This is a genomic window from Paraburkholderia sp. BL25I1N1 (assembly GCF_003002025.1).
Taxonomy (GTDB): Bacteria; Pseudomonadota; Gammaproteobacteria; order Burkholderiales; family Burkholderiaceae; genus Paraburkholderia.
Window position 1 is genome coordinate 527,736 of sequence record NZ_PVZB01000001.1, and the last position, 16,685, is coordinate 544,420.

The window sequence follows — 16,685 nt, forward strand, 5'->3', positions numbered from 1 at the left end:
TCAGCGATGAACACGATCAAGGTTGGGGTTCTCGTCGACGACATGGTGTTGCCGGCCTGGGTGAATCACATGCTAGGGCTGATTGCCGCCGAGCAGGGAATGGAGATCGCCCTTGTCGTCAAATATGCGTACCAACGGCGCCCGGGGAGGAAAACTGCTTCGCAGGCCGGTCCGTGGCCCTTGTCGCTGTGGATGGCGCTCGACAAACGGCTCGTCAAGGTTGGGCACGACGCGTTCAGGACCGAGTCGCTGGCCTCGGCGCTGGCGGAAGTGCCCACCTTGAATGTCGAGGTGGAGAGCAAGGAGTGCGGGGATCATTTCGATCCTCGCGACCTGGCGAAAATCGCCGCACATGGCATCACCGTTTTCCTGCGGCTGGGCCCGTTGCGGCCGTGCGGCGAAATCTTCGATACAGCTTCTTGCGGGATATGGTCATACCGGCATGGCGATGAAATAGTCGAACGTGACGGACCCGTCGGCGTGTGGGACATTCTTCTGGACCGGACAACGACGGCGTCCGTCTTGCAGTTTCAGACCCGGGCAGGCGAACGCCCGCACACGTTGCAAAAATCATGGTCGATGACCTATCCGGTGTCGATTCACCGGAATCGCAGCCACTGCTACTGGAAGACGCTTTCGTTTGCGCCGCGAAAGTTGCGCGAGCTTAGGGACATCGGCGAAGACAACTTCAGGCGGAAATACACGCAGGCTGATGCACCACCCGCGTTTTATTCCGGCGAGAAAATCGCCGAGCCGACCAGCGGCGCTTACGGCAAGTTCATTGGCCAGTTGATGGCGAGAACCGTCGCCAGGAAGGCAAGCGGGCTGCGCAAGTTCGAACAGTGGATGTTGCTGTATCACTTCGGCGAGAATGCTCAGATCCCTGAGCGTCTTTTCGAGTTCAAGCAACTGCTGCCGCCCAAGGACCGCTTCTGGGCAGACCCGTTTGTGGTGGAAAGAAATGGCGAGTATGCGGTCTTTATCGAAGAACTCGAATACTCGAAGAACAGGGGGCATCTCTCGGTTATCCGTTTCGATGCAAACGACCAGCCGATCCTGCCTCCCGTGAAGATTCTGGAGCGGCCTTATCACCTGTCCTATCCGTTCATGCTGGAGGAGGGCGGCGATCTCTACATGATCCCGGAGACTAACGAGAGCAAGGCCATCGAGCTTTATCGGTGCACGAGGTTCCCGGATCAGTGGGAGCACGTCATGAACCTGATGGACGACGTCATGGCCGTGGACACGACGATCTGGCGTCACGACGGTAAATACTGGCTCTTCGCCTGCATGCGGGAAAACGAGCATGCACCGCTATCCGACGAGTTGTTTCTGTTCTGGTCGGATACGCTGTTGAGCAAGGACTGGCATCCTCATCCCTGCAACCCGATCGTGTCGGATATCAGAACTGCTCGCCCCGCAGGGAGCATTTTCGAACATCACGGGCAGTGGTACCGGCCCGCGCAGGACTGCAGTGGCAAATACGGGCGCGCGTTGTCGTTTCAACGTATCGACGCTATCGACGAAACCACCTATAAGGAAACGTCGGCAAGCCGGATCGAAGCCAACTGGGACGCAAGCATAGATCGCGTGCACACGTTCAACCGGGCGGGGCGATTGACGCTCATCGACGGGATGAAGAAGCGCGCTAAATAGTCAGTGACTCACCGCGGGATCCGGCGCGTGGCGCCGGATCTTCCGTTGATCGTATGGCGCGCAGCCCCGCATTATGCCGGGGCTGTTTCAATTCGCGTCTATCCAGATCACGGTGTTCTTTTTCTTCCGGACGGCCCATGAAACTCGGGTGAGTCTGCGTGGCCGTTAGCGGCGTCTCCATAGCGCCGTTCGGACGCGGCTCTCGCCTTCCGCCCATTTGCGGGCGGACTTTCGTATTCTGCGCGCTCTCGTAGAGCACCGTGGCGAACCAGCAGCCAAAGCAGGACTACGACGGTAACCCATACGCAAACGATAAGAATAATTGTGGTTGATGTGAACATGGCGAGCCTGCTTATTGGAATTGATTTATGGGCGTGAACGGCGGTAAAGCGTTCAATCCAGGCGACTCAACCTGGTGCCTCAAATTTACTGATTGCCACCTTGTCCCCCCGCGTTTTGATGTATTTGCTGCCGATGTTGAGGCGAAAGACGGGCCCTTTCTGCGGCGCGGCGCACACAGAAATCAATCTACCCTGGGATGCGCGGACGATAAACAACCCGGCTTATGGGCGTCGATCCGGAGTTTTGAATGCCGCTGTGGGTATACTCTGATGAATGGAATTCACGCGGCGGCCCGGCGGATGCCGGCATCCGATAGACGGCGCAGGAACGCCAGGCCGGACCCGCGTGTCTTGCTAACAAATTAATGGAGCGTTATAGGAGAGTGCAGGGTCGAGCCGGCTGATCGGTTGTGGCGGAGCGTGTAGCGTTGCAATTCGCGGCCACGCCCGTCGGAATGATAAAGTGCGCGTCGATCGGCTTTCCCTCACTCACGGAGGACATATGGCACTTTTGAGCATCATCGGGACGGCTGTTTTCGTCGCGATTGTCGTGCTCTCGCTATTGGCGGTGATGGATGTCCTGTTCTTTACGTCCGGTAGAAAGAAAATGATGAAGAGCGGCGCCGGCGCGCGAAAACTGGGCGGACATCGAAGATGTTTGCGTAAATGAGTCGTTTCGCCTGCGCAGCAGTCGATCGTCCGACGCGCCATCAGGGCGCCTGCACGGGCGCCCCGGCCGTGAGCGCATCCAGATCCATCGCGTCGGCAATGGCTTGCAAGCCTGCCTCGTTCGGATGGAGGTTATCGCCGCTGTTATAAGCCGGCAGCAAAACAGCGGGATTGGCGGGGTCGCTGACGGCCTTCGCCTGGTCGAGTACCGCATCGCAACCGCTTGTCGGACTCAGGATGAAGGCGTTAATGTCCTGCCGCGCGGCTTCGACGGATCCCGTTGCGGCAAACGGCGTGAGCGTGGAGCATATCGCCTTGATGTTGGCACGATGCGCGCGCTCGATGAGTTGTCGCAATGCACCGATCAACCGGCGAGCCGTGGGCGGTGTGTCGGTGTTCAGGTCGTTGATTGCGTCGTCCGAGATGACGACCCATTCCACGCCCGGTTGCTGGAGCACGTCGCGATCAAAGCGCTTGAGACCAGCCTGTCCGGCGTTATTGGTGAAGAAGGTATTGCCGCTGATGCCTTGGTTGAGCACGCCCACGGCCATGCCGGCCTGCTGCAGCCGGATCGCGAGGCGATTGGGCCAGCGCCGGTTGGCATTGACACTCGACTCGATACCGTCCGTTATGGACGCGCCGAATGTGACCACCGCCCCGGTCGCGGCGGGGTTCAACACGTCGAGACTCGTCAGAAAATAGTAGGACTGGCCGCCGGGTGAGAACGTGTTTCCGCCGGTAAAGACCGGGTCGGCGGCGACGTCTCCGGCGGCGACATAGATGTCTTGCAGGCCGTCGACGTGGCCGGTCGAACGCGGCGCCGTCTGCACGGGTAGATAGAGGCTGATGGCGACATCGGCGAGCGGCGGAACCTCGAACGCGACCGGGTCGCTCGAGACCGAAGCGCCCACGGGAATCGTCACGTTCGGCTGACCGCCGAACGTGACCGCGCGGTCGCTGCCGACCACCGTTTCCTGACCTCCAGCGCCCCGCGCGATTCGCGCTTCGCCAATCACCAGCGGCTCTGAACCGAACAGGTTCGACAATTGGATTCGCGCCGATCCTCCACCGATGCTGGTGTGCACTATCTGCCGCAACGTCTGGTTATTGAAGCCGGCATCGTCGGTGATGGAGGGCGAAGCGGACCACGTGCCTATCCAGGGCGCGGACGTCTCGACGCCTTGCACGCCCTTGCTGACTATATCGGGCAGCACAATACAAAGTACCAGGGCCGCTTTAAGAAGCGCCGGAATCCATCGGTTCACGTCCTTTTCCTTGTGGAAGACAGAGCTTCCGCGAGTGCAACGACTGTGGCAGACGCATTGCACAGCGCGAGCCCGATCCTCTTTTTGCGGTTTGATCGCTGTCTGCCGATTTAATCGTTCTTTTGTGTATGCGTTCGGTGCGGTAGATAACACAGCGCCGGGCGGCAAGCGAATTCAATTGCCTGCGCGCAACGAGCGGGCGGTCAAAAGTTCATGCCGCGAGACGTTGCTCGGCGAGGCGTGTAATTTTGTGTGAGGTCGCACATAGCGTCGTTGTCTCGCGCAGTAATCTGTTTGCGAGGGCAGAGTGCTCAAGGCCAGATAAGAGGCACTGTCGGAATGCGACTGCCTGCCGGCGCCCGCCGGCAACAGGCAGATAACTACATATAACGCTTTATTCCACTACTGGTGGCGGGATGAATCACGAGAATTTCGTCGGGGCCAGCATGCGCATGTATGCGCGCGAACCCGTATTTCAGAACTTGCCGGAACGCGTTGCCGAATCACGAATATCACGCTTTACCGCGGCGCTGGAAACTTTCACAGGCGAGCGTTTCGCGGACTATCCGGAACTGCACGCTTATTCGACGCGCGAATTCCGCCGGTTCTGGCAGTGCTTTCTGCAATGGACCGACGGAATGGCATGGGGCGGCGCGGCCGAGCCGGTCTGCGTGGGCGACGAATGCGAGACCGCGCGTTTCTTTCCGAACGTCGAGCTGAATTACGCCCAAAGCGTTCTCGGGCGAAAGATCGCGCCGGACGACTCGCCGGCACTCACCGCGCGTTATGCCGATGGCCGCCGCGAAACGATGACCCGCGGCGAGTTGCGCGAGCGTGTCGCGCGCCTTGCCTGTTCGCTCAACGAGCTCGGGTTGCGCCCGGGCGACCGTGTGGTCGCGATGATGCGCAACGACGCGCACGCAATCGTCACCGCGCTCGCGGTGACGGCGCTGGGCGCGACGCTCTCCACCGCGGCGCCTGAAACCGGCGTGCAGGCGATCCTCGACCGCTTCGAGCCGCTCGAACCGCGCATGCTGTTCGCGCACACGACGCAGCGCTCATTCGATACGGCCGGCTCGCTCGCTTCGCACGTCGCGGCAGTGGCCGCGGCATTGCCGACGCTCACGAACGTTGTCTGCCTGGACGAAACCCCGCTGCCGAGCACGGTGAGCCAGCCTCAGCATTCGCTGCGCGATCTCATCGTTCAAGGCGACGCCGCACGGTTCGAATGGCGGCGCTTTCCGTTCAATCATCCGCTTTTCATCATGTTCTCCTCGGGCACGACAGGAAAGCCCAAGTGCATCGTGCACGGCGCCGGCGGCACCTTGCTCGAACATCTGAAAGAGCATCAGTTGCACAGCGACCTGGGTCCGGGCGACAAGCTCTACTTCCACACGAGTTGCTCGTGGATGATGTGGAACTGGCAGTTGTCGGTGTTGGCGTCGGGCGTCGAGATCGTCACGTACGACGGACCGGTTGCGGAAGTGGACACGCTTTGGCGGCTGGTCGCCGATGAGCGCGTGACCGTGTTCGGCACGAGTCCCGCCTATCTGAAGATGTGCGAGGACGCGGGCCTGAAACCCGGCGAGCAGTTCGGGCTGGACGCGCTGCGCGCGATGATGTCGACCGGTGCCGTTCTCTACGACTCGCAGTTCGAATGGGTGCGCGCCTATGTCAAGCCGCTGCAGCTCCAGTCGATTTCCGGCGGCACGGATATCATCGGTTGCTTCGTGCTCGGCAATCCGAATCTGCCGGTCTACGCGGGCGAAGCGCAGTGCAAGAGTCTCGGCCTCGATGTTCAGGCGTGGAACGAAGGCAAGCCCACCTCCATGACCGGCGAGCTGGTTTGCGTCAATCCGTTTCCGTCACGCCCGCTCGGCTTCTTCGGCGACGCGGACGGCTCGCGCTTTCACGCCGCCTATTTCAAGGCGAATCCGGGCGTGTGGACGCACGGCGACATCATTGAGTTTTCGGCGCAGGGGTCGGCACGCCTGCATGGACGCAGCGACGGCGTGCTGAATGTGCGCGGCATCAACGTGAGCCCCGGCGAGATCTACCGCATTGTCAGCAGTATTGGCGAGATCAATCAGTCGATGGTCGTCGCGCAGACTACCCATGACGCGAACGGATCGGGCCAGCGCGTCGTGCTGCTGCTTGTCTTGCGCCGGGGCGCGAAGATGAGCGCCGCACTCGCTTCGCGCGTGCGGCGTGAACTGATGCTGCAGGGTTCGGCGGCGCTCGTGCCCGACGTGATCGCCGAAGTCGAAGCGCTGCCCGTCACGCACAATGGCAAGCCATCGGAGGCGGCCGCGCGCGATGCCGTAAATGGTTTGCCGGTGCGCAACCTGTCGTCGCTGGCGAACCCCGGATGCGTCGAGAAGATCAGCGCGCATCCCGCGCTCACCCGCACACGTCGCGAGTTGCCGGAGCCCGGTGAATCGGCCGAGCAGGTCGAAGTCTATCTATGCGCGCTCTGGGAGCAGCTTTTCAGTTTCGCGCCGGTCAGTCTGGACGACAACTTCTTCGAACTCGGCGGCCATTCGCTGCTCGCCGCGCAGATGCTCGCCGAAATACGGCTGGCAACGGGCCGAACGCTCCCGCTCGCGACGCTTATCATCGCGCCGACCATTGCGCGGCTCGCCGCCGTTATCACAGGCGAGCGCGCGCAGGATACGCATCCCAACATCGTGCCGATGCGTGCGGGCCGCGGAAGGCCTGTGTTCATGCTTCATAGCATCACGGGTTCAGTGATGGAGTGCCTGACGCTCGCCGGCGCGCTGGAAAACGAGCGGCCCGTGTACGGTCTGCAGGCGCGCGGACTCGATGGCGACGAGGAGCCGCAGCGAAGCGTCGAGGAGATGGCGACGGTGTATATCCAGCAGATGCGCGCGGTGCAGCCGAGCGGCCCGTATGCGCTGGTCGGTTATTCGTTTGGCGGCCTGGTCGCGTTCGAGATAGCGCAGCAACTTGTCGCGGCGGGCGAGAAGATCGAGTTGCTGTGTCTGCTGGATACCTACGTGGACGAACGCTATTTGCCGTGGCACGAGTGGTTGTCCTTCCAGTGCGAAGTCATGGCGGAGCGCGCGCGAGCGTTTCGCACCCTTTCCACACGAAGTCGCGTCGCCTATATGAAGGAGCGGGTGTTCGGAGCCGCCGACCGGATTCGCATGCGGCTCGGCAAGATGGCCGCGAGGCCGGCCGCCGATACGCAGGGGCTGCCACCGGCACTGCGGCAGGTACGCGAGTCGATGCGCGTTGCGATGGCGACGTACCGCCCGCGCCGCTATCTCGGCAGCCCGATCGTCTACGTGCGCGCTTCCGCCAGAGAAGGCGGGCAGGGCGATCCGCTGCCGGCCTGGCAGCGCGTGGCAAGCAGTGGGCTGCTGGTGAAGACCATCGACGGCGCCCATACCGATCTCGTTGTCGAACCGCACCTGGCCACCGTGGCCGATACGCTCGCGCGCAGGCTGGCCGGCGCGTAGCGAGTCGAAGGGCCGCCGGCGGCGTCGCTCACGGCAACAGGTTGCGCAAACTCGGCAGCCGGTTGCCAAGCGACGCGTTGAGCGCGGCGATATCGTCCAGACGCATGGCGGCGTTGAACGCGCCGACGAAACGCAGCACCACGGCGACGGTGACTTATTCAGGCTTGCCGGTAAGCGGCGCTGCGTTTGCGGAACAGGTCGAGAAGCCGAAGTTCACGTGATCGATCCCGAATGAGCAAACGCGGACAGCTCGTATGCGCCGTATGTGGATATCAATCAGGCTCTCTTCGATTTCACTCGCGAGAGCCCGACGCCTGATCACTTGTTGACGGAAGCCAGGAACGGTATCGACCTTTGCGACTTGTCGAGCGAGGCGGTATAGCGTTCGGCGCGCGGCCGTGCCGCGATCTGGACTAGCCTGCCGGAACAGCGCGCGACCTCCGCCGCCACGTCTTCGTTCAACCAGTTCCACCAGGACGTATTCCGTTCACCGAGAAGAATCAGGTCAGCCGCCGTCTCTTCGGCAACAGAAGCGATCGCGCGCCCGATCGTCATTCTGGTTAGTGGCAACGTCATCATGCGGACTTCGACTGAACGCGCCTGACCGTCCAGCACGTCCCTGGCACGTGTGATCACCTGGCGGCCATGCTCCTCCATTGACTCGACGATCAGGTCGACGTAACAGTCGGCGGCGTCAATCAAACAGGGCGTCAGGTCGACTACGTGGAGCGCGACGATTTGGGCGTCGTACTTTCGTGCGGCTTCAATGGCGGACGCGAGGATAGTATCCGCGGGACTTGCACTGATTGCGACGAGTATCTTCTTGAACATTCTGGGCACCTCTTGACTGGTCAGATAAGCTATCTTGACCATGCAGAATGAGCGCTGAATGAGCAGAGGTAGATTCGAAAAAGACAGCGACCCGCTTCGGTCCGGAGGCCGCGCATCGGTTCGCGCAGACGCTGGGGCGATTGCCCATGATCGACATGGGTCGGTTTTGCGTCGCGGAGGCGGGCACGCTTGGGAGACCGGGGCAATTCAGAATGTGAGGGGACTTCCCCGTTCCGTTGCGACGCTGAAGGCGTCGACATCGAAATCGGGCACCTTGCCGTGCGCCGGATGCGCAACCGCAGCGAATGCGTAAAGTCTCAACCACTCGCTGTAGCCTTGTACGAGAAAGCCTCCTGAGCGTTCTATATATTGCTGGCGGGACATCTCATAGACCTCCCGAAGCGCAAACCACGGCACATGCGGCAAATCGTGATGCACCAGATGATAGTTATTGTTCAGAAACAGCAGACGCCAGAACCACGCCGCTTCGTTAATAACGCTGCGATGCTCATGCGCTTGCGCCTCGCGATGTTCCTGAAACGAACGGATCGAACTCAACGACAGCGCTCCATAGCCCGCGCCAACAAAAAAGACCCACGCCGGGATTCCGCACGCATGTTGCAGCCACGCTGCGAGCGCACCAACGGCGGCGAAGTGCGCGAGCCACAGTGGAATATCGCGCCAATCGCGGCTTTTGATCTTGCGCAGCGCGTCCACGCCGGTCGCCGCGATGGAGAACGCCGGCCCGACCAGCAGACGGCCGACAAACGTATTGCGGAAAGTCAGCAACGCGCGAATGGACCAACCGGTGTGTCGCCAAACGAGCGCGCTGACGAAATAGCTTTCAGGGTCGCGCTCGGAATGCGTCAGATGCGGATCGTCGTGATGCCGAAGATGTGAATCGCGATAGATGCCATACGGAAACCACACGGCAAGCGGCGCGAAACCGAGCAGGGCATTGACGAACGGCGAACGCGTAGGGTGCCCATGCAGCAGTTCGTGTTGCAACGACATGTACCACGTGCCGAGCACGGTGAGCAGAAGCGTCGTGAGCGGCAGTCCGAGCACGCGCGCATGGGTCGCCACGCCGAACCATCCCCCATAGATCGTGACGATCAGTGCCCAGGTCGGCCATTGCGTGCGCCATGTCCAACTTGTCGCCAGACGGGCGACGGTGTTGCGTTGCGTGTCGTCGAGATAAATCGCCATGAACAGGATCGGTCGGAATGCAGGTTCAGACCGATCCTACGGACCCTCGCGCGTTGCCAGAACCAATTTGTTCAGCAATGCATCTGTGAAAACGTGAAAAGGCGGCCGGCCCTAAGCGCCGGCGCGCCTTCCGGGCTTGCCGGTCATACGCTCAGCGCGCGTCCGCCACGCGGCAGGCGTGATCCTGGAGGCCTTCGGCCGAGCCGCTGCCGTTGTCCACGTCGATCCCGCTGTTGAGGATCAGCCAGCCGTCCTTGTCAGCGGACGGTCCCGCACCGGTCACGAGAATGGTTTGCCCGGCCATCGCCGCATCGCCCTGGTTGTCTCTCGCGACGATGCGAAACGGGTTGTCGGCTCCTTCAAGCGAGGTCACGCGCATGATGCGGTAGCGATCGCCGTCGAGCGTTTCCCAGCGCCATTGACCCGGTGAATCTTTGGCGTGACGGGCGAGCGCTTCGCTGATATCGGCGCGCATACAATCGATATGAATATGCAACTGGTTCTGCGTGCGGCGATATTGCGAATTGATTTCGAGGCTGAGCTCATTGTCGGGCAGCGAGCGCATGACCGATTTCTCGACGTAGGTCCGCGCGTCCCACGCGTCGGCCCAGTAATCCTGCGCATGCGGTGCAAGCACAAGCGGGCTTTCGATACCGGTAATGCGGTCGGTCGGAATCAACAGGTGCTGCGAGCGTCCGACGATATCCTTCAGGATAGCGTAGCGTTTGTTCAGATCGACAAACGTGCATTGACCGGGCGTGCCGGTTGCCTGCTGGGACGGCACGCAGCGCAGATCGACGATTTTCCACAGCGCATTCGAGTCGACCGCGGCGAGGCGCGCGCATGCGCTGGCGGCCAACGCGAGGGTCAACGCCGCGGCGATTCGCGCGCCGTGGCGCAAGAGGGCCCGCCGCGGGAGAGCGGGCATTTGAGTTTTCATCGGCGGAGTAGTTGAGTTTTTTGGAGGCGTTGTGAAGGTGATTCGGTATCAGAGCACAGGCGCCGGCAATGCGCCAAGCAACCGTTCGAACGCAATACCAATCGCAAGAAGACGCCGGTCCTCGCCGAGCGGGCCGTCCAGTTCGAGTCCGACCGGCAGGCCGCTCGCGGTCATGCCCGCAGGCAGCGAAAGTCCCGGTATGCCCGAGGTGCTGGCCGGATCGGTGTTGCGCAGGAAAGCGTCCATGGTGTCGATGGCCGCCGAGCCGTCGATCGATACGACCGACGAACCGTTCACTTCGTCGATCGGCACGGCGGCGAGACGCGTGGTCGGGAACAGCAGCGCGTCGAGGCGCTCGTCGGCGAAGGTCGCGGCCATGTACTGCTGCAAGCGCGGCCGCCAATGATTCAGCGCGTCCTCGTAGCGCTCGCCGAGCACATCGCCGAGCACGGCGTCGTAGATCGCGCGCACGTCCGGGCTGGCAATACGGGCCGCCAGTTCGACGACGGTTTTGACGGGCGCGTCGTTGGCGACGAGCCAGGCGAGCACGTCGTCACGCGGCTCATGGATCGCAATCGGGCCGCCCACCATGGCGTTCAGATCGTCCAGTTCGCTCATGGCCACCGGCACGAACACCACGCCCGCCGCTTCGAGCTGCTGCAACGCGGCCCGTGCGACGTCCTCCACCTGCCGTTCGAGTCCTTGCCAGAGCGGCGCGGGCAAGCCAATGCGCAAGCCGTTCAACGCGACATCCGGCAACGCGCCGGCGCCGGTGATCACGCCGTCGAGCAGCGCAATATCGGCGACGCTGCGCGCCATCGGTCCGACGGTGTCGCGCGTATGACTGATCGGCACCACGGCGTGCGGATCGTGATAGCGCCGTTCGGCGCCGCCGTTGCCGACCGATGGACGAAACCCCGCCGTGCCCGTCAACGCGGCGGGAATGCGCGTCGAGCCGCCGGTGTCGGTGCCGAGACCCGCAGGTACGATGCGCGCGGCGATCGCCGCCGCCGTGCCGCCCGACGAACCGCCCGGAATCAGCGAGGGATCGTAGGGATTGCGCACCGGGCCCGCATGCGTGGCGAGGTTCGTGCTCGTGATGCCGAACGCCAGTTCATGCATATTCGCCTTGCCGAGCAGGATCGCGCCGGCGTCGACGAGGCGCTGCACCGAGGGCGCGTTGGTCTTCGGTATGAAGCCCTCGAGCGCCGGCGTGCCCGCCGAGGTCTGCATGCCCGCCGTGTTGATGTTGTCCTTCACGACCACGGGCAAACCCGCGAGCGGCAAGCGGGCCTTCTCGGCCGCGGGCAAGGCGTCGATGCGCCGCGCGGCGGCGAGCGCGCCGTCGAGGTCGAGCGTGGTGAGCGCATTGAGGCTCGAAAGCGCCGCCGCGCGCGCGAGCAAGGTGGCCACGTAATCGGCGGCCTTCAGGCGGCCGGACTGGATCGCGGCAACCGCTTCGGTGGCGGTCAACGCGAGTTGTTCATCGACGGTCCATGTCATGGCCGGCGTCTCCTTGTCCTGATGAGGTGTCCCGGCGCGCGGGCTTCATGAAGCGCAGGGCGAAGCGGGCCAGCGTGGGCACCAGCCTGGGCCGCAGCAGTCTCGCATCGTAACCGCTCATGCGCCGGTCGTTTTCCGCGAGGCAGAGCGCGAACAGGTCGGGCGCATTCATGGCCTCGCCGATCACACCGCTGCTCGCGGGCAGAAAATTCGAATCGTGCGCCATGCCTTTCGCGTCGATGCCTCGCGCGATCGCGAGGCGCTGCCAGATGAGCACCACCCAGATCGCGGCCACGCGCAGCGAATGCCACGGTCTGCGCCACAGCGGCATGGTGCTCCGATACCACGCGACCCAGTTGATGAAAAATAGAATGTGGCGCGCTTCCTCCTGAATGACCGGTTCGAAAGTCTCGACCAGCGCCGCGGGGAAAAAGCCGGACTCCTGCGCTGAGCGGAATAGCCCGAACGCAAAGAAACTGTCGATGCACTCGCTATAGCCCGTGCGCATCCATTCCCATTCGGCGTCGCGCGGCGGCGGATAGTCGGGCTCGGGCGCGATCTCGATGCCGTAGGCGGCGATCAGCCTGGACAGCACGTGCTTGTGACGCGCTTCTTCGTCGCCGTCCATGGTGATGGCTTCGCGCAGCAGGGGATCGCGCAATTGCGCGGCGTAGGTATGGACGGCGATCGACGCGCGGCCTTCGGTCTGCACCGCGATGTCCCAGATAGGCAGCGAACAGAGCCGCTCGAGCGCATCGGGCGGCAAGGGCGGCCAATCGAGCACGGCCGGTTTATAAGGGTTGTGGGTTTCAAGCAGCATGCGGCAAAACATCTGCTTGTGCGCCTCGGAACCGATCTTCACGCGGGCGGGGTCGCGGAATGTCCAGTGGCGCAGGGTACGGTCTTCGGCAACATCTGTCAGTGTGTCGGACATGGCAGGCGTACAGAGGGCGAACTCGATGTGTCGCCCATTCTGGCACAACCGTTCAAAATCCGATGCCTGGCGGCGCAGGCTGGCTGGCGCCGCCCCCAACGTACATGAAACCGGAGACGCGATCGGTGACGTTACTGATGGTTATCGATCCACATGCGTCCCCAGCGAAATGCGTAAGCCAGTGCGTGCTCTTCGTCGAAGAAATAATCGAGCGCGTCGAATGAATAATGCTGCTCGTGATTGGCGGAAGTTTTCTCGATGGTCAGATTGGCGGCGAACAGGCCGTTCGGTAATTGTTGTGCGGCCGGTGCAACTTCATAACCCTTGTAGCGAATATGTGCGTTCATGATTTTTTGCAGTCGTTATGCCCCGCTTGCGTCGAAAAGGCCGGCACTTCGGACGCAACCCCTAGGGTCACGCGGCCGGTAAATCAGCGGGCAGGATCAAGCCTAGGCCGCGCTGCGCAGCGGGTGAACCAATCTTTTGTCGTAAGCAAATCTGAAGGGAAGTGTGCAGAAGCCCCGATCGGATCATATTCGCTGTGTTCGAACACACTATCCGGCGTAGCGGGATACGGGTCTGTTATGTGCCGCACGTTCGCGCGAACGACCGCGCCGTGGGCCGCCCAGGCGGGTCCACGGCGTTGCGAGTCCGTTAGTGGAGGGGGAGTTAAACCGCGTGCAGCAGGCGCGCGGGTTGTGTTTCCTTGAGGGCGTTGCCGGCCGGCGGCGCGGCGGCCGCCGTGCCGTGCGCATTGAACGCCAGCGCGAATTGCGCGGCCTGCTGGCCGACGGTGGCGAGCTGATCGACCACCTTCGCGTCGGAGCAGGTGTCGACGGTATCGAAGCGCGTTTCCAGCGTATTGATGCCGGCGCCGAACGGCGTGGGCCAGCCGCGCAACGCGTGGACGATCGAGCGCAACGACGTCAGCACCGAGCCCGCGGCCTGCCAGCCATAAGCCGTGACGATACAGCCCACCGCGCGGCCATCCAGATACGGGCGCTCGTCGGCGCGCAGCTCCTCCAGCGTGTCGAGCGCGTTCTTGACCAGACCGGACACGCCGCCGTGATAGCCGGGCGTGGCGATGACGAGCGCGTCCGCATGGCGCACGGCCTCGATCAGTTCGAGTTGTTCGTCCGTGCGGTGAGCCTGTTCCGGCGCGTAGTGGGGCAGGCTATGCAGGAAGGTGCCGCCGAACAGGCGGGTGTTCGCGCCGGCTTCCTGCGCGCCGCGCAACGCGAAGCCGAGCGCGCGCTCGGTCGACGAAGCGGCGCGTGTCGTGCCGCCAATGCCGATAACGAGCGGCCGGCGATGATGATCGAAACTGGTCAACGAAATGCTCCTTCGGTAGCGGCTCACGGTGCGCCGGCACGGGGCTGCGCGCGGCGGACCGGGGCGAACCGGACTTTGAAGCGTTATCTTAATCAGCGCCGGGTCCCGCACGAAGTGACTTTATGTTCTAACGATATAACCGCGCGGCGTTTGCCGCAGCGGCGGCGCGCCCGCCTTCGGCGTGGCGGAGCCTATGCCGCATGCGCCGCAATGCACTTGAAGCCGCGCCGGATAAGCATATGCCGAAGCATTGTTTGGGGGCGCGATGACTCCCGGCTATGATCGAATCGTCTCCTCCATGACACCTCCTTGACATGGGACTCGGCCCCGCCACGCAAATGGCGGGGCCTTTTTTTATCCGCGCTCCGGGAGTTTTGCGGCCTGGCCACTTCACGATAAAGCCGTTTTCTGCATGTTACGATCGTCCGCAAAGCCAAAAACACGGCGAGGTCGAGCAAGCAATGGCAACTCTTTATGACACCCTCGGCGTGCCCACGCACGCCACCGACGAAGAAATCAAGCGGGCTTACCGCAAGGCCGCGATGAAGTGGCATCCCGACCGCAACAGCGGCGCCGAAGACGTTGCGCGCGCCACTTTCCAGGAAATCAAGGACGCGTACGCGATCCTCTCCGACGCCGCGCAGCGCAAGGTGTACGACGCGGTCTACGCCGAGCAGATGCGCGGCTGGGAGGCGCAGCACGCGCGCCAGCGGAAGGCGCAAGCCGAGCGCGAAGCGGCGTCGCGCGCCGCCGATGAAGCCGCGTACGCGGAGATGGTCTCGCTCGCCATGCGTTTCGCCGACGAAGGCCACAACCGCGATGTGCTGTTCGGCGTGCTGCTCGGGCGTCGATGCGAGGCGCGGCGTGCCGCGCAGATCGCGGACAGCGTGTCGGCGTTGCAGGCCGCGCGGCGCGAACCGGCGAAGGCCGAAGCCGAGCCGGTCGCGGCGGATGCGTCCGGGAGTGCCGATAGTTCGGTCGCGACCGAGGCCACTGCGGCGAAAGATGACGCCGCCGCACAGGCTTCGCCAGGTCACCGCGCGCATCAGGACAAGCGCGAGGAACCCGTCGGCGATACGCATCCAGCCGGTGCCCTGAGCGGGCTCTGGTTCCAGTTTCTCAACGGCTTGCGGCTCTGACGTATCACGCCGGTTGTCCGGCGATCCGTGCGAGTTCGGCGAACTCGTCGATATAGGCATCGTTCAGCCCGCAGTCCGCGGATACTTCGGCGCACAACCGCAGCCGTGTGACGAATGGCGCCCTGGCCGGAAGACCATAGAGGTAGACCGAATTGATATAGAGAGCAGGCTTTAGCGTTCGAATCAGCACTTCTAAAATCAAAGACAACGTCCGCAGCCTGGGTCGCCGGCGTCGCCCGAACGCCGCCTCGAGAGCGACGCCTGCTCATTGCCACGCGGTCCTGCTTCGTTTGACTTCCACTCAGTCAATTCCGGGAGGCACGACAGCCATGTTCACTTTCATCGTAGTCGTTGCGGTGGCGGCGTTTATTCCCTACGTCGCGGCACCCAGCATCGCCAATGGCGTCAAGGCGATCAGCACACCGCCCGCGGCCATGAGGTTCGATACTTCGCCCGCCGCGGCATCTGACGGAAGCGACGCGGCCAACCGCATCGTGTCCGGCCGACACGAGAGCGACGCTTCGGTGTGACTGCCCGATCCCGGTTTGCTCCTGCCGAAGGCTGAATGAAAGCTTGACGCTTGCGCTGGTACACTTCGGCGCACGCGCGATGCGCGGTGCCCGTAAGTCGGCAAGTCCTGGTACAAATTCTCGTGGCGCAACAAATTTGAACATCGTAGTGTCACGAGGGCGCAAGACTGAGCCGGCAGAATTGCACGCAGAATCAAACAAAAAGACACGGGTACGGGGTAAGCGTGATCAGAAAATATAGGGTGCTGTTTCTCTGTCGCGAGAATTCAGCACGCAGCATCATTGCCGAAGCTTTGTTGCGGGAACTGGCGGGACACCGGTTCGACGCGTTCAGCGCGGGTCCGGAACCGGCCGCGCGGGTACATCCGTGCGCGGTCGCGCAATTGCGGCCGGGCATCTCGGACCTCGGTATTCTCAGTCCGAAAAGCTGGCTGGAATTCACCGGTGAATGGGCGCCGCGCATGGACCTCGTCGTCGCGCTGGACGAATCCGTAGACGCACACCACGCGCCCGCGTTTCCCGGCGAGCCTGCCACCTGCACCTGGACCTTGGCCGATCCGCTCGCCGACGGCATCGCCGAATCCGAGCGTGCACGGCTGTTCGAGAAGGTGTTCTGGCAAATCGTGCGGCAGATGAGCGCGTTTATCGAACTGCCGCAATACGCGGCGCCGGCCGGCGCTGTTGCGACGGCGACCATTCCCGCGTTGAGCGCATCGACGCAGCGCGTCACGACATGCGACGCGTGAACCGGGGCGCAGGCGCTGCCTCAGTCTGACTCAGCACGCGGCAAAAAGCCGGCAAAAGTCATTGCGCGGTTTTCGTGGGACTTACGCGACAACGCATCACATGTGTGC

At 62.8% G+C, this 16,685-nt stretch carries 15 protein-coding genes; 6 read left to right on the forward strand and 9 right to left on the reverse strand.

The features are described from left to right. Positions 1-6 precede the first annotated feature (6 nt). Entirely contained in the window at positions 7-1,656 is a 1,650-nt protein-coding gene (locus B0G73_RS02355; RefSeq protein WP_106277491.1) for a hypothetical protein, read from the forward strand. An 843-nt stretch (positions 1,657-2,499) separates the two neighbouring features. Then, positions 2,500-2,667, forward strand: coding sequence for a hypothetical protein (locus tag B0G73_RS40355; protein WP_181196477.1), 168 nt, complete (start codon positions 2,500-2,502; stop codon positions 2,665-2,667). Between the two features lie 40 nt (positions 2,668-2,707). On the opposite strand, the gene B0G73_RS02360 is transcribed toward B0G73_RS40355, so the two are convergent. Then, entirely contained in the window at positions 2,708-3,931 is a 1,224-nt protein-coding gene (locus B0G73_RS02360) for a GDSL-type esterase/lipase family protein (protein ID WP_106277493.1), read from the reverse strand. A 416-nt stretch (positions 3,932-4,347) separates the two neighbouring features. On the opposite strand from B0G73_RS02360, the gene B0G73_RS02365 reads away from it, so the two are divergent. Next, positions 4,348-7,413, forward strand: a complete 3,066-nt coding sequence (locus tag B0G73_RS02365; RefSeq protein ID WP_106277495.1) for an acetoacetate--CoA ligase — start codon at positions 4,348-4,350, stop codon at positions 7,411-7,413. Between the two features lie 318 nt (positions 7,414-7,731). On the opposite strand, the gene B0G73_RS02370 is transcribed toward B0G73_RS02365, so the two are convergent. From B0G73_RS02370 to B0G73_RS02400, 7 genes are all read right to left on the reverse strand, one after another. Further along, on the reverse strand, positions 7,732-8,286 hold the full coding sequence (locus tag B0G73_RS02370) for a universal stress protein (protein WP_106277498.1): 555 nt from the start codon (positions 8,284-8,286) through the stop codon (positions 7,732-7,734). Between the two features lie 165 nt (positions 8,287-8,451). Further along, positions 8,452-9,453, reverse strand: coding sequence for a fatty acid desaturase (locus B0G73_RS02375; protein ID WP_106277500.1), 1,002 nt, complete (start codon positions 9,451-9,453; stop codon positions 8,452-8,454). Positions 9,454-9,604: 151 nt separating this feature from the next. Continuing rightward, the gene (locus tag B0G73_RS02380; RefSeq protein WP_258193149.1) at positions 9,605-10,381 is read right to left on the reverse strand and encodes a CDP-diacylglycerol diphosphatase; all 777 of its coding nucleotides are present in this window, start codon (positions 10,379-10,381) and stop codon (positions 9,605-9,607) included. 60 nt (positions 10,382-10,441) lie between these two features. Continuing rightward, a complete protein-coding gene (gene iaaH, locus B0G73_RS02385; protein ID WP_106277504.1) occupies positions 10,442-11,896 on the reverse strand; it encodes an indoleacetamide hydrolase in 1,455 nt (484 codons plus the stop codon). Further along, entirely contained in the window at positions 11,877-12,830 is a 954-nt protein-coding gene (locus B0G73_RS02390; protein ID WP_106277506.1) for an aminomethyltransferase, read from the reverse strand. Before B0G73_RS02390 ends, iaaH begins: the two co-directional genes overlap by 20 nt. A gap of 131 nt (positions 12,831-12,961) precedes the next feature. Continuing rightward, positions 12,962-13,177 carry a transcriptional regulator gene (locus B0G73_RS02395; RefSeq protein ID WP_106277508.1) on the reverse strand — a complete coding sequence of 72 codons (216 nt, stop codon included), beginning with the start codon at positions 13,175-13,177 and terminating at the stop codon, positions 12,962-12,964. A 322-nt stretch (positions 13,178-13,499) separates the two neighbouring features. Then, positions 13,500-14,162 carry an NADPH-dependent FMN reductase gene (locus tag B0G73_RS02400; RefSeq protein ID WP_106277510.1) on the reverse strand — a complete coding sequence of 221 codons (663 nt, stop codon included), beginning with the start codon at positions 14,160-14,162 and terminating at the stop codon, positions 13,500-13,502. A gap of 461 nt (positions 14,163-14,623) precedes the next feature. Between B0G73_RS02400 and B0G73_RS02405 the strand changes: the two genes are divergently transcribed. Next, positions 14,624-15,301, forward strand: a complete 678-nt coding sequence (locus tag B0G73_RS02405; RefSeq protein WP_106277512.1) for a J domain-containing protein — start codon at positions 14,624-14,626, stop codon at positions 15,299-15,301. A gap of 4 nt (positions 15,302-15,305) precedes the next feature. Here B0G73_RS02405 and B0G73_RS40360 read toward each other — a convergent pair whose 3' ends face one another. Next, positions 15,306-15,509: a hypothetical protein gene (locus tag B0G73_RS40360; protein ID WP_181196478.1), complete on the reverse strand. Its 204-nt coding sequence runs from the start codon at positions 15,507-15,509 to the stop codon at positions 15,306-15,308. A 121-nt stretch (positions 15,510-15,630) separates the two neighbouring features. Between B0G73_RS40360 and B0G73_RS02415 the strand changes: the two genes are divergently transcribed. Together B0G73_RS02415 and B0G73_RS02420 are read left to right on the forward strand one after the other, a co-directional pair. Continuing rightward, a complete protein-coding gene (locus tag B0G73_RS02415; protein ID WP_106277514.1) occupies positions 15,631-15,831 on the forward strand; it encodes a hypothetical protein in 201 nt (66 codons plus the stop codon). A 224-nt stretch (positions 15,832-16,055) separates the two neighbouring features. Then, the gene (locus tag B0G73_RS02420) at positions 16,056-16,577 is read left to right on the forward strand and encodes a low molecular weight phosphatase family protein (RefSeq protein ID WP_106277516.1); all 522 of its coding nucleotides are present in this window, start codon (positions 16,056-16,058) and stop codon (positions 16,575-16,577) included. The last annotated feature ends 108 nt before the right edge of the window (positions 16,578-16,685 follow it).